Below are 12,566 nucleotides of genomic sequence, written 5' to 3'. Positions count from 1 at the left end.
CGATAGTTGCTGAACGAGGTGCAAAGTGGAAATTACAAGTTGTGATCGAATCCATCGGCGAGGGCGATAGTTATGTCGGGCGAACTGGATGGCACCCTGCTTAAAGTGTTTGTGGCAATTATCGAGTGCCAGGGGTTTTCGGCGGCCGCCGAGCGCCTGCACAAGACCCAATCCACCGTCAGCCAGAGCCTGCAACGCCTGGAAGACATCGTCGGCACGCCACTGATCCGCCGTACCAGCCGCTCGGTGGGCCTGACCCCCGGTGGCGAAACCTTTTTGATCTACGCCCGGCAGATCCTCAAGCTGCACAGCGAGGCCGTCAGCGCCGCGCAATTGCCCAATCAACAGGTGTGTATCCACCTCGGCATGCCCGAGGACTACGCCGAGTACTGCCTGGGCGGGATGCTCAAGGACTTCCAGGCGCAGTTCTCCCAGGTACGGCCCGATGTGTGCTGCGAGATGTCGACGGCCCTGGTGGGGCGCCTGCAACGGGGCGAGCTGGACCTGGTGCTGGGGGTGGAACACGCAGGTTTGCACAGCGGGGAATACCTGTGCGACGAGCCGTTGGTGTGGGTCGCGGCGCCCAGCTGGAGTTGCGTGGGGCGTCAGTCGGTGCCGTTGGCGGTGTACGCCGAGGGCTGCGCGTTCCGTGCGAACGCCGTGCAGGCGCTGGCCCAGTCCGGGCGCTCGTGGCAGGTGGTTTACACCAGCCAAAGCCCGCGCGGCATTGCGATTGCGATCGAGCAGGGCTTGTCGGTGGGCGTGATGGCGCGGCGCCTGGTGCCACCCGACTGGCAGATTCTGGACGAGCGCCAGGGCTTCCCGCCGATTGCCCCGGCGCGCCTGATGTTCTGGCGTTCAGCCGGTTGCCAGGTGCCGGAAGTGGATGCCCTGGTGGAGATTCTGCGCCGGCAACTGGGCCACTCAGGGCATCTGGGCGGCCAGCGCTTCACGGGTGTGTCGCTGGGCCATGCGCTTGAGCAATAACAGGCTGGCCAACACCCAGGCCGCGATCCAGCCGTGCACCACCGCAAATTCGCCAGTGACTTGCAGCAGCCAGCCGCACAAGGCATTGCCGGTGGCACTCGCCAGGCCGTAGCTGACCATGCTCAGGCTCACCACTTGCAGGCTGTGCACCGGGCTGAGCCGGGCACCGACGTAGGCGGCCATCAAGCCCCAACACGGGAAATAGAACAGCGCGAACAGCCCGGCCGCCAGCCAGCTCAGTACCAGGCTCGGGTGCCCGAGCAAGCCGAGCATGCTCAGACCAAACGCGCCGATACTCAGGGCCATCACCCGCAACGCCCCCCAACGATCTGCCAGCGTGCCCAGCAGCAAGCCGCCGATCACACCGCCGATCCCGATCAGCGTCCACATCGAGCCGGTGACGGAGGCGCTGGCCTGTAGCTGCTCGCTGACGAACGCCGACAGGAAATTCAGAAACGGCCCGCTGATGGCGCCGATAAACGCGCTGAGCAAGACGATCTGCATTGCCACCGGTTGTGCCATGCACAACTTCAGCCATTGGCGCAGCACTTGATTCAGCGCCGGCGCCATGGTCTCGCGTGGTGCCGGTTGCTTGATCGGGGCCAGTGCCCACAGGGTCAACAGCGTGACAACCAGCGTCAACCCGGCGCAGATCAGCCAGAACTGGCGCAACGACAACCCCTGCAACAGCGCGATCAACAGCCCGTTCAAGCACAGCGCAAAGGCTGAGCCCGAGGACGCCAGCCCGAGCACCCGGCTGCGATGTGTAGTCGGGATCACCTCTTGAGCGAGGGCCGAAATCGCGTTCCAGTTCGACACCGCGCACGCCGACACCAGTGCCAGGCACAGGGCAAACGGCAGCACCCACGGCGTGGCGACGGCCAGGGCCAGCAGGGCGGGGCTGAGGACGATGGTCAGGCGCACCATATTGCGCGGGCTGATCCACGCCGCCGCCAGGCCGCTGGCAATCGAGGCGCCCATGTAGAACAGCTGCAACAGCGCGGCGATCAATGCGGCCTGGCTGTAACTGAGCTCAAAGGCCAGGCGGATCTGCGGCAACAGCGCCGAATACAGGAACACACTGAAACCGTGGGTGGTGGCGTTGCAGGCGGTAAACACCAGTGCCAGCAAGCCAATACTTCGCCGGGATGAAACGGGTGCGTTGGACATGGCGATGACTCGATAAGTTAATCGCGAAAGAGAGGGGCGAAGTTACAGGAAGTACATCGGCAGACTAGCGTTTATAGCCTGGCGACGACCAATGCTTAATTGTCTTAGTGTGCATGCGTTATACGCAGGCTATTTATTCGTGAGCGACGGTCTGTAGCGATAAACGACACTTTCAGCGTTTGTGACGATTAATTGTTTGTCAGGCTGGGGTGCTACCGCTGACCCAATACAAAAAGGTATGTTGTGCAGGTTATTTCCCCTGTGCTCCCGAGTGTCGTCCATGAAACGCAAAATGCCCGGTCTCAACGCCCTCAAAGCTTTCGAAGTCGCCGGCAGTACCGGCAGTTTTACCCGGGCCGCCGAGCTGTTGAACGTCACGCAGAGTGCGGTCAGCCGCCAGGTGCGCCAGCTTGAAGAACAGTTGGGCGAGGCCCTGCTGGAGCGTCGTCACCATCACCTGGAATTGACCAGTGCCGGGCGGGTATTGCTGCGGGCGTTGCATCAGTCGTTCGACAAGATCGAGTTGACGGTGCGCAGTATCCAGCAGAAGTCCCATGCCAATCGACTGCACATCAATGCGCCGCCGACGTTTACCAATCGTTGGTTGATGCCGCGGTTGGGGCGCTTGCGCGAGCAGCATCCGGAGTTGGAGTTGAGCATTACCACGCGGTTGCAGGACAGCCTGGCGGAGACCAGTACGCTGGATTGTGCGATTCGGTTTGGCGATGGGGAATGGGATGGGTTGGACAGCTCGTTGTTGATTCAGGAGCGGCATATCGCGGTGTGTGCGCCGTCGTTGTATGCCCGGGAGTGGAGTGACGGGATTGATCTGAATCGCATGACGTTGCTGCATGTGCTGGCGCGGGAGGATCAGCGGTATCTGACGTGGAAGCATTGGCTGGATGCGGCGCGGATCAGTGGGGTTGATATCGAGGGGGGGTATGAGTTTGACCTGCTGGATTTGGCGATTCGGGCGGCGATCGATGGGTTGGGGATTACCATTGCGGATTGGCATATGGTCGCTTCGGAGTTGGCCAGTGGGCAGTTGACGCAGGTGCTGAATGTGCATGTGGAGGGGCATCAGTCGTATTGGCTGGTGACCCGGCCGGAGCAGACGGATACGCCGCAGTTGCAGGTGTTTGCGCAGTGGCTGCAGGAGGAGATTTGGTTGGCTCAGCGGCAGTTGGAGCCTTCTTTGGCGGCTGGGTGAGGAGTGGGGGGTGTGGGGTTTGTGTACATATCCATTGCTGCGGTAACGGCCACTTATGGTTCCGCTCTTACAGCGGGTCACTTTTGGCAAACGCCCCAAAAGTAACCAAAAGGTCTTTGCCCCACCACTCGGTGCCTCGCCCAGGCTCGGCATGCCCGCACTCCGGCCCGGTTCCGCGGGCCGCCGCGACGGGCCATCCATGGCCCGGCGCGGCTAAATCGGCATCCTTGCCGATTTACCCGCTCCACCGTGCCTACTTGCGGCCATCGTGGTTGACGGGGCCCGCAGATCAAGATCAAAAGCAACAGCACAGCGGCCTCCCGGCCGGCTTGAGTGTTAAAAGCAAAGACCAGAGCGAAAGCAGATCTGCTTTTCTGTGGGAGCGGGCTTGCTCGCGAAAAACCTGAGAGCGCCGCGTTCATCCAGAATGCCCGCGTCATCGTTAACGACCTTCGCGAGCAAGCCCGCTCCCACATTTTTTGGACCGTGCCCGCTTTAGATTTTGATTTTGCTCTTCAACACTCAAGCCGGCCGGTAGGCCGCTGTGCTCTTGATCTGCTTTTGATCTTGATCTTGGGCGCCCCGTTAAACCACGCTGGCCGAACGCAGGCTTTGGAGCGTGGGTAACCCGGCAGGACGCCGGGTTAGCCGTCCTGGGCCAGGGATGGCCCATGACGGCGGCCCACGGTTCAAAGCCGGAGTGAGGGCACACCGAGCCTAAGCGAGGTGCCGAGTGGTGGGGCAAGAGCGTTTTGCTTACTTTTGCGCTTTTCAAAAGTGAGCCGCTGTAAGAGCGGAACCAATCTCAGCCATCACCCAAATAACGGATATTCACTCACTCACTCACTCACTTAATCAATCAACCCAGCCCCAACCGCTCATGCCACTCGGCAATCGACTCCTTTGGATAGTCCTCAAACTCCAGGTCCCCCGCGCGAACACTCACCTCAACCCACGGCGCCTTCGACCCCAGCATCAGATGCGTATGCTCCGGCGGCACCGGCAACGGCGTATCAATCGCCGAAGCAAACGGATGAATCAACTCCGGCCACTGCGGACTGAACAACCACAACCCCGACCCACACTGCGAACAAAAATGCCGCTCAGCCGTACTCGCATGCGCCCGGCTATCCCCCGGCTCTTTCATCCGCGCGTGATAAATCGAAATCAACTTGCGCCCCCGCACCTTAAGGCTCCTGGCATCCCCCCCAAGGTTGATCGCATACCCGCCACCCCCCTGGGTCTTGCGACAAATCGAGCAATAACACCGCTGATAAGGGTAGGGATGCGCACTCTCAAGACTGAACGAAACCGCGCCGCAATGGCAGGAACCTTCAAGCTGCATGACCAGATCTCCTTCGCAAAAGGGCAACGTTAGCTTAGGCGCCCGGCAGCCGGGGCGGTTCCATCTCGGGCATCAAGGTCGCGATCAACGCCCGAATCGTACCCGGCAACGCCTCCAGTTCCCGCACCAGAATACTGCGCTCGCGCACTGCCCAAACTTCATCCAGCTTCACCGTCACCAGTTGCATGGTCCGGCTGTGCCGCACGGCGGCCGACTCGGGAATGATGCCGATCCCCACGCCCGCCTCAACCATCCGGCAGATCGCCTCGAAGCTCGACATTTGAATGCGCAACGACAAGTGCTTGCCCAGCCGCTCCACATGCTCACGCAGGAAACTCAGCAACGTGCTGCCGTCATGCAAGCCGATATGTTGATAAGCCAGGGTTTGCTCCAGCGTCACCGAAGGCAGGCCCGCCAGCGGATGCCCCACCGGTACCGTCAGCACCAGGTGGTCGGTGCTGAAGTGCAGCACCTGCAAACCCGATGCTTCCACAGGCCCGGCGATGATGCCCATGTCGCTGGTGCCATCCAGCACGCCCCGCACGATATCCCGCGACAGCCGCTCCTGCAGGTCCACCGTCACGCCGGGGCGCTGGGACAGGAAGCCGGCCAGCACCTCCGGGAGAAACTCGGTCACGGCGGTGGTGTTGGCAAAAATGCGGATATGCCCGGCCGAGTCGATGCCGTATTGGGTGAACTCGCTTTTCAGGTAATCCACCTGGCGCATGATCAGCCGCGCATGGTGCAGCAGCCGTTCGCCCGCCGGGGTGATCTCCACGCCACGGCTGTCGCGGTACAACAGGCGGGTGTCGAGCTGGCCCTCCAGGGCCTTGATCCGCGCACTGGCGGCGGCCGGCGAAAGGAACGCGCGCTTGGCGCCCTGGGTCAGGCTGGGGGATTCGGCGATATGGATAAACAGGCGTAAGTCAGCCAGATCAAAGTGCATGCAAGGCTCCGGGGCAGCGACGAAGAACCCATGTGGGAGCCGGCAAGCCAGCTCCCACATTGATCATCCGGGTTCTTGAGATCTTTTTATGGGCGATGGCGTTCAGCATAGCCGAACGCTGCTTTATTGAAATGCAAATTCTCAGAACGGCCAGGGCCCAGCATGATCCGGTTCAGATTCCCTGCCCGAGGACATGCACCTGATGAGCGCCACAGACTGGATCGGCCGTAGCGAAACAGCCCACGACCACTTGAGCCACAACCTGCTCAAACGCATCGCCGCCACCTTTGGCGAAGCGGCACCGGCAGATGGCGAGCCGGTTCCGCCCTTGTGGCAATGGTGCTTCTTCCAGGACCCGCTGCCCGAGTCCGCCCTGGGCGGTGACGGTCATCCGGCCCGTGGCGGCTTCCTGCCGCCGGCCGATAATCGCAACCGCATGTGGGCCGGCGGGCGCATCGAGTTCTTCCATGCATTGCGTGCCGGTGAGGCCGCCACCCGCGTTTCGACCATCACCCAGGTGGAAGAAAAAACCGGTCGCACCGGCTCGTTGTTGTTCGTCACCGTGCGCCACGACTATTCCCAGGACGGCCGCCTGGCCCTGCGCGAAGAACAGGACATCGTCTACCGCGAACCCACGCCGCCCAAGCAGGGCAGTGGTGACGCGCTCCCCGAAGGCGCCTGGCGCGAAGCGGTCGACCCGACGCCAACCCTGTTGTTCCGCTACAGCGCCGTGACCTTCAACGGCCACCGCATTCACTACGACTACCCCTATGTCACCGGCACCGAAGGTTATCCGGGGCTGGTGGTGCACGGGCCGCTGATCGCCACCTTGAGCCTGCGCGCATTTTGCCGCGCCAACCCCGCGGCCACGTTGCGCCGTTTCTCGTATCGCGGCGTGCGCCCGTTGATTGCCCCGCAAGCCTTTGAAGTGGGCGGGCGCGTCACCGCGCCGGGCGTCGCGGAACTGTGGGCGGGCAACGCCGACGGCCTGGCCCAGCGCGCCGAACTGCATTTCGAATAAACCTCCAAGAACAACAGGCGGAGAGCCGTTAATGAACCCGAATGACAACGAAGAACTGAATGCCATCCGCGAAGGCGTGCGCGCACTCTGCGCCGAATTCGACGCTGCCTACTGGCGCAAGGTCGATGAAGAAAAAGGTTTCCCGGAAGCCTTCGTCAAGGCCCTGACCGATGCCGGCTGGCTGTCGGCAATGATCCCGGAAGCCTACGGCGGCTCCGGCCTGGGGCTGGCGGAAGCCTCGGTGATTCTGGAAGAAGTGAACCGCTGCGGCGGCAACTCCGGCACCGTCCACGGCCAGATGTACAACATGTTCACCTTGCTGCGTCACGGCAGCGAAGCACAGAAAAGCTTCTACCTGCCCAAGCTCGCCAGCGGCGAATTGCGCCTGCAGTCGATGGCCGTGACCGAGCCCACCACCGGCACTGACACCACCAAAATCAAGACCACCGCAGTCAAGCGTGGCGACAAGTACGTGATCAACGGCCAGAAAGTCTGGATCTCGCGGGTGCAGCATTCCGACCTGATGATCCTGCTGGCCCGCACCACGCCGTTGGCCGAGGTGAAGAAAAAATCCGAAGGCATGTCGATCTTCCTGGTGGACTTGCGGGAAGCCATCGGCAACGGCCTGACCGTGCAGCCCATCGCCAACATGGTCAACCACGAGACCAACGAACTGTTCTTCGACAACCTGGAGTTGCCGCTGGACAGCCTGATTGGCGAGGAGGGCAAGGGCTTTCGCTACATCCTCGACGGCCTCAACGCCGAACGCACCCTGATTGCCGCCGAGTGCATCGGCGATGGCCGCTGGTTTATCGAGAAAGCCAGCGCCTATGCCCGCGACCGCGTGGTATTTGGTCGGCCCATCGGACAGAACCAGGGCGTGCAGTTCCCGATTGCCGAAGCCCATATCGAGATCGAAGCGGCCGACTTGATGCGCTGGCGTGCCTGTGAGGAATACGACAGCGGCGCCAATGCCGGGGCCAGCGCGAACATGGCCAAGTACCTCGCGGCCAAGGCTTCCTGGGAGGCGGCCAACGCCTGCCTGCAAACCCACGGCGGCTTCGGGTTTGCCTGCGAATACGACGTGGAGCGCAAGTTCCGCGAAACCCGCCTGTACCAGGTCGCGCCGATCTCCACCAACCTGATCCTGTCCTACGTGGCCGAGCATCTGCTCGAACTGCCACGCAGTTTCTGAGGGCCCGACCATGAGCCATACCCAAGCGCTGTGCCGGTTCCTCGCCGAGTTGAACTACGAACAATTGCCGGACGCCGTACTCGCCCGCACCGAAGACCTGTTCCTCGACTGGCTCGCCTCGGCGCTGGCCAGCAAGGGCGCGCATCCGATCCCGCTGTTCGAACGTTATGCCCGCAGGATGGGCCCGGCTGATGGCCCGGCGCAGATCATCGTCAACGGCGGCAGCAGCAGTGCCTATTTCGCCGCGCTGGTGAATGGCGCGTCGTCGCACCTGGTGGAGCAGGATGACCTGCACAACAGCTCGGTATTGCACCCGGCGACCGTGGTGTTTCCGGCGGCATTGGCGGCGGCGCAAGACCTCGGCAAGTCCGGTCGCGAGCTGCTGCTGGCCTCGGTGGCCGGCTACGAAGCCGGGATTCGCATCGGTGAGTTCATGGGCCGCTCCCACTACCGGATCTTCCACACCACGGCCACCGTCGGCACTCTCGCGGCGGCGGTGGCCGTGGGCAAATTGCTCGACTTCAACCAAGAGCAATTCATCAATCTGCTGGGCAGTGCCGGCACTCAGGCGGCCGGGCTGTGGGAGTTCCTGCGGGATGCCGCCGACTCCAAGCAACTGCACACTGCCAAGGCCGCTGCCGATGGTTTGCTGGCGGCGTATCTGACGGCGGACGGGCTGACCGGTGCGCGCAATATTCTGGAAGGTGATCAGGGGATGGCGGCGGGTATGTCCACCGACGCCGACCCAGGCAAATTGTCGGATCGCCTCGGCAGTCGCTGGGCGCTGCTGGAAACGTCGTTCAAGTTCCATGCTTCATGCCGGCATACCCATCCGGCCGCCGATGCGCTGCTGGATCTGATGCAGCGCGAAGGGCTGGGCCATGAGCAGATCGCCCATGTGGAAACCCGCGTTCACCAGGGCGCCATCGACGTTTTGGGCCGGGTGACGCTGCCGCAGACCGTGCACCAGGCCAAGTTCTCCATGGGCACCGTGCTGGGGTTGATTGCCGTGCATGGCAAGGCCGGGCTGACCGAGTTTCACGAGCTGGCGCTGAGCGACGGGGACGTGGCGGCGTTTCGCGACAAGGTCTCCATGACCCTCGACACCGAAGTCGACGGTGCCTATCCGCAGCGCTGGCTGGGCCGGGTGATCGTGACCACCGCCGATGGTCGCACCCTGCACGGCGCCATCGACGAACCCAAGGGCGACCCGGGCAACACCCTGAATCGCTCGGAGCTGGCCGACAAGTTCCAGCGCCTGACTCAATTCAGCGGTGCCCGCACACCCGCGCAAACCACCGGGCTGATTGAAAAAGTCTGGGACCTGCGCAACGCCGCGTCCCTGGCTCACTGGCTTTAAGGAACTGTCATGACCGCTAATCAACGACCGCTGGACGGCATCACCGTTGTCAGCCTGGAACACGCGATTGCCGCACCGTTCTGCACTCGCCAGTTGGCCGACCTGGGCGCGCGGGTGATCAAGATCGAACGTCCCGGGGCGGGCGACTTTGCCCGGGGCTATGACGAGCGCGTGCGCGGCCTGGCCTCGCATTTCGTGTGGACCAACCGTTCCAAGGAAAGCCTGACCCTGGACCTCAAGCACGACGATGCCGGGAACATCCTGGAAACCCTGCTGGCCGATGCCGATGTGCTGGTGCAGAATCTCGCACCGGGCGCGGCCGCGCGCATGGGATTGTCATTCGAGGCGCTGCATGAGCGCTTCCCGCGGCTGATCGTCTGCGACATCTCCGGCTATGGCGAGGGTGGCCCGTATGAAAAGAAAAAGGCCTACGACCTGCTGATCCAGAGCGAAGGCGGCTTTCTCTCGGTCACCGGTGGCCCGGGTGAAGACCAGATGGCCAAGGCCGGCTGCTCCATCGCCGATATCTCCGCCGGGATGTACGCCTACAGCGGCATCCTCTCGGCGCTGCTGCTGCGGGGCAAGACCGGGCAGGGCAGTCGCATCGACGTCAGCATGCTGGAAAGCCTGGTGGAGTGGATGGGCTACCCGATGTATTACGCGTTCGACGGCGCGCCCCAGCCACCGCGCGCGGGTGCGGCGCATTCGACGATCTACCCCTACGGGCCGTTTCCCACCGGCGACGGCGGCACGGTGATGCTCGGGTTGCAGAATGAGCGGGAATGGGCGGCGTTCTGCGACAAGGTGCTGCTCACCCCGGAATTGGCCACCGACGAGCGTTTCTCGGCCAACTTCAAGCGTTCGGAAAACCGCGACGTGCTGCGCCAGATCATCGTCGACAGTTTTGCGCAGATGAGCGCCGAGGGCGTGATCCAGCGCCTGGAAGACGCGCAAATCGCCAGTGCACGAGTCAACGACATGCAAGGCGTGTGGGACCACCCGCAGCTCAAGGCCCGGGACAGTTGGCGTGAAGTCGACAGCCCGGCGGGCAAGTTGCCGTCGTTGCTGCCACCGGCACGCAATGCCGCGTTCATTCCGCGGATGGATGCAGTGCCGGGGCTGGGGCAGCACAGCCAAGGGATTCTCGACCAGCTGGGTTACTCCGCTGAAGCCATCGACGGCCTGCGTATCCGCGGCGTTATCTGACAAGGAATCGAACGATGCCAACCTCTCTTGTGCGCTCTGCGCTGTTTGTACCGGGCAGCCGACCGGAACGTTTTGCCAAGGCCCTGGCCAGTGGCGCCGATGCGGTGATTGTGGATTTTGAAGACGCGGTGGAAGAGCCGCTCAAGCGTCAGGCCCGGGACAACCTCGGGGTGTTTTTGCAGGCGACGCCGGCGGCGCGGGTGTGGGTGCGGATCAACGCGCCGGAGCATCCCGAGCATTTTGCCGATGTGGCGTTCTGTCAGGCCCACGCCGGGGTCGCGGGGGTGTTGCTGCCCAAGGTTGAAAGTGCGGCCCAGGTGGCCGTGGTGGCTGCAACGGGCAAGGCTATCTGGCCGATTATCGAGAGTGCGCGGGGTTTGCTGGCGGTGGCGGAAATCGCCCATGCGCCGCTGGTGGAGCGCCTGTCGTTTGGTGGCCTGGACCTGGCGCTGGACTTGAACCTGAGCAGCGGCTCCCCGGCCGCGCAATTTGCCCTCGACCAGGCTCGCCTTGCCTTGATCGTGCATTCCCGCGCCGCCGGGCTGGTGGCGCCGCTGGACGGCGTGCACCCGGCCATCGACGACCCCGAAGGCCTGCGCCGTTCGATTCGGCATGCCTATGAAATGGGCTTTGCCGGCGCGCTGTGTATCCATCCCAAGCAGGTGGCGGTGATTCACCAGGCGTTGGCCCCCAGTGCCGAGGATCTGGCCTGGGCCAAACGGGTGGTGGATGCCGGTGCCCATGGGGCCGGGGCGTATCAGCTGGACGGGCAGATGGTGGATGCACCGGTGTTGTTGCGGGCCCAACGATTATTAGCCGCGCAACCGTAGAAATGTGGGAGCGGGCTTGCTCGCGAAAGCGGCGGGTCAGCCAGTGCATCCGGTGACTGGCACACCGCTTTCGCGAGCAAGCCCGCTCCCACATTGGATCTCTGTCGTTTGCAAAATCGGCGTTCGTCCACGCCGAACGCAGGTATCTAAAATTCGAAATTCTCTATACGCGTGACATCAGGCACCTTGCCCTATAACACAACAATAAGAAGGTGATTTTCCATGCTCAAGCTTTCTCGGGCGCTGTTCTGCGCCGCCACCTTGTTTGCCGCGGGCCTGGCCCAGGCGGCCGACCCCATCGTGATCAAGTTCGCCCACGTCGTCGCGGAAAACACCCCCAAAGGCCAGGGCGCCCTGCTGTTCAAGAAGCTCGCTGAAGAACGCCTGCCCGGCCGGGTGAAAGTCGAGGTGTACCCCAACTCCTCGCTGTTCGGCGACGGCAAGGAAATGGAAGCGCTGCTGCTGGGCGACGTGCAGATGCTGGCGCCGTCCCTGGCCAAGTTTGAGCAGTACACCAAGCAAGTACAGATCTACGACCTGCCGTTCCTGTTCAACGACCTGGCGGCGGTCGACCGTTTCCAGGCGGCCCAGGGCAAGGCGTTGCTGACCTCGATGCAAGACAAGAACATCCTCGGCCTGGCCTATTGGCACAACGGCCTCAAGCAACTGTCGGCGAACAAGGCATTGCGTGAGCCCAAGGATGCCCGTGGCCTGAAGTTCCGCGTGCAGGCCTCCAGCGTCCTGGAGGAGCAGTTCAAGGCGATCCGCGCCAACCCGCGCAAGATGAGTTTTGCCGAGGTGTACCAGGGCTTGCAGACCGGCACCGTCAACGGCACCGAGAACACCTGGTCGAACTATGAAAGCCAGAAGGTCAACGAAGTGCAGAAGTACTTCACCGAATCCAACCATGGCCTGATCGACTACATGGTGATCACCAACGCCAAGTTCTGGAACGGCCTGCCGCCGGATGTACGCACCACCCTGGACCAGGTCATGGTTGAAGTCACCGTCGAGGTGAACAAGCAGGCCGAGGCGCTGAACCAGTCGGCCAAGCAGAAGATCATCGACGCCAAGACCAGCGAAATCATCGAACTGACGCCGGAGCAACGCCAGCTCTGGCGCGAAGCCATGCGCCCGGTGTGGCAGAAGTTCGAAGGTGAAATCGGCGCTGACCTGATCAAGGCGGCCGACGCGTCGAACCAGTAATTTGGAGGGCACCGAGATCAAATGTGGGAGCGGGCTTGCTCGCGAATGCGGTGTATCAGTCACCGAATGCATCAACTGAAAGACTGCATT

Annotated in this window: 11 protein-coding genes; 8 read left to right on the top strand and 3 right to left on the bottom strand. The window is 62.7% G+C overall.

Annotation, left to right across the window (positions count from 1 at the left end):
* Positions 1 to 72: 72 nt before the first annotated feature.
* Entirely contained in the window at positions 73 to 987 is a 915-nt protein-coding gene (locus C0058_RS17885) for a LysR family transcriptional regulator (protein WP_102369227.1), read from the top strand.
* Here C0058_RS17885 and C0058_RS17880 read toward each other — a convergent pair.
* Positions 925 to 2,157, bottom strand: coding sequence for an MFS transporter (locus tag C0058_RS17880; protein ID WP_102369226.1), 1,233 nt, complete (start codon positions 2,155 to 2,157; stop codon positions 925 to 927). The two genes, C0058_RS17885 and C0058_RS17880, sit on opposite strands and share 63 nt — an antisense overlap.
* Positions 2,158 to 2,437: 280 nt before the next feature.
* On the opposite strand from C0058_RS17880, the gene C0058_RS17875 reads away from it, so the two are divergent.
* Entirely contained in the window at positions 2,438 to 3,367 is a 930-nt protein-coding gene (locus tag C0058_RS17875) for a LysR substrate-binding domain-containing protein (protein ID WP_003218560.1), read from the top strand.
* Between the two features lie 859 nt (positions 3,368 to 4,226).
* Here the strand turns inward: C0058_RS17875 and C0058_RS17865 are convergent.
* Both C0058_RS17865 and C0058_RS17860 read right to left on the bottom strand, forming a co-directional pair.
* Positions 4,227 to 4,712: a GFA family protein gene (locus tag C0058_RS17865; protein WP_102369225.1), complete on the bottom strand. Its 486-nt coding sequence runs from the start codon at positions 4,710 to 4,712 to the stop codon at positions 4,227 to 4,229.
* Between the two features lie 34 nt (positions 4,713 to 4,746).
* Positions 4,747 to 5,658, bottom strand: coding sequence for a LysR family transcriptional regulator (locus tag C0058_RS17860; RefSeq protein ID WP_008436234.1), 912 nt, complete (start codon positions 5,656 to 5,658; stop codon positions 4,747 to 4,749).
* 202 nt (positions 5,659 to 5,860) lie between these two features.
* Here C0058_RS17860 and C0058_RS17855 point away from each other — a divergent pair, with 202 nt between their 5' ends.
* The 6 genes from C0058_RS17855 to dctP all read left to right on the top strand — a co-directional run bounded on the left by C0058_RS17855 (position 5,861) and on the right by dctP (position 12,476).
* Positions 5,861 to 6,679, top strand: a complete 819-nt coding sequence (locus C0058_RS17855) for a MaoC family dehydratase N-terminal domain-containing protein (RefSeq protein ID WP_102370277.1) — start codon at positions 5,861 to 5,863, stop codon at positions 6,677 to 6,679.
* A gap of 31 nt (positions 6,680 to 6,710) precedes the next feature.
* Entirely contained in the window at positions 6,711 to 7,874 is a 1,164-nt protein-coding gene (locus C0058_RS17850) for an acyl-CoA dehydrogenase family protein (RefSeq protein ID WP_087694986.1), read from the top strand.
* 10 nt (positions 7,875 to 7,884) lie between these two features.
* On the top strand, positions 7,885 to 9,234 hold the full coding sequence (locus C0058_RS17845; protein WP_102369224.1) for an MmgE/PrpD family protein: 1,350 nt from the start codon (positions 7,885 to 7,887) through the stop codon (positions 9,232 to 9,234).
* Between the two features lie 9 nt (positions 9,235 to 9,243).
* Positions 9,244 to 10,440: a CaiB/BaiF CoA-transferase family protein gene (locus tag C0058_RS17840; RefSeq protein ID WP_102369223.1), complete on the top strand. Its 1,197-nt coding sequence runs from the start codon at positions 9,244 to 9,246 to the stop codon at positions 10,438 to 10,440.
* Positions 10,441 to 10,454: 14 nt separating this feature from the next.
* Positions 10,455 to 11,270 carry a CoA ester lyase gene (locus C0058_RS17835; RefSeq protein ID WP_003215055.1) on the top strand — a complete coding sequence of 272 codons (816 nt, stop codon included), beginning with the start codon at positions 10,455 to 10,457 and terminating at the stop codon, positions 11,268 to 11,270.
* A gap of 222 nt (positions 11,271 to 11,492) precedes the next feature.
* Entirely contained in the window at positions 11,493 to 12,476 is a 984-nt protein-coding gene (gene dctP / locus C0058_RS17825) for a C4-dicarboxylate TRAP substrate-binding protein DctP (RefSeq protein ID WP_003215057.1), read from the top strand.
* The last annotated feature ends 90 nt before the right edge of the window (positions 12,477 to 12,566 follow it).

Origin of the sequence: Pseudomonas sp. NC02 (genome assembly GCF_002874965.1) — a bacterium.
Taxonomy (GTDB): Bacteria; Pseudomonadota; Gammaproteobacteria; order Pseudomonadales; family Pseudomonadaceae; genus Aquipseudomonas.
This window is presented reverse-complemented; position numbering and strand designations above follow the sequence as displayed.

What these genes read in the sequence shown, in the direction of transcription:
- C0058_RS17885 (WP_102369227.1), top strand. Translation starts at nt 73, where the DNA reads ATGTCGGGCGAACTGGATGGCACCCTGCTTAAAGTGTTTGTGGCAATT.
- C0058_RS17880 (WP_102369226.1), bottom strand. Translation starts at nt 2,157, where the DNA reads ATGTCCAACGCACCCGTTTCATCCCGGCGAAGTATTGGCTTGCTGGCA.
- C0058_RS17875 (WP_003218560.1), top strand. Translation starts at nt 2,438, where the DNA reads ATGAAACGCAAAATGCCCGGTCTCAACGCCCTCAAAGCTTTCGAAGTC.
- C0058_RS17865 (WP_102369225.1), bottom strand. Translation starts at nt 4,712, where the DNA reads ATGCAGCTTGAAGGTTCCTGCCATTGCGGCGCGGTTTCGTTCAGTCTT.
- C0058_RS17860 (WP_008436234.1), bottom strand. Translation starts at nt 5,658, where the DNA reads ATGCACTTTGATCTGGCTGACTTACGCCTGTTTATCCATATCGCCGAA.
- C0058_RS17855 (WP_102370277.1), top strand. Translation starts at nt 5,861, where the DNA reads ATGAGCGCCACAGACTGGATCGGCCGTAGCGAAACAGCCCACGACCAC.
- C0058_RS17850 (WP_087694986.1), top strand. Translation starts at nt 6,711, where the DNA reads ATGAACCCGAATGACAACGAAGAACTGAATGCCATCCGCGAAGGCGTG.
- C0058_RS17845 (WP_102369224.1), top strand. Translation starts at nt 7,885, where the DNA reads ATGAGCCATACCCAAGCGCTGTGCCGGTTCCTCGCCGAGTTGAACTAC.
- C0058_RS17840 (WP_102369223.1), top strand. Translation starts at nt 9,244, where the DNA reads ATGACCGCTAATCAACGACCGCTGGACGGCATCACCGTTGTCAGCCTG.
- C0058_RS17835 (WP_003215055.1), top strand. Translation starts at nt 10,455, where the DNA reads ATGCCAACCTCTCTTGTGCGCTCTGCGCTGTTTGTACCGGGCAGCCGA.
- dctP (WP_003215057.1), top strand. Translation starts at nt 11,493, where the DNA reads ATGCTCAAGCTTTCTCGGGCGCTGTTCTGCGCCGCCACCTTGTTTGCC.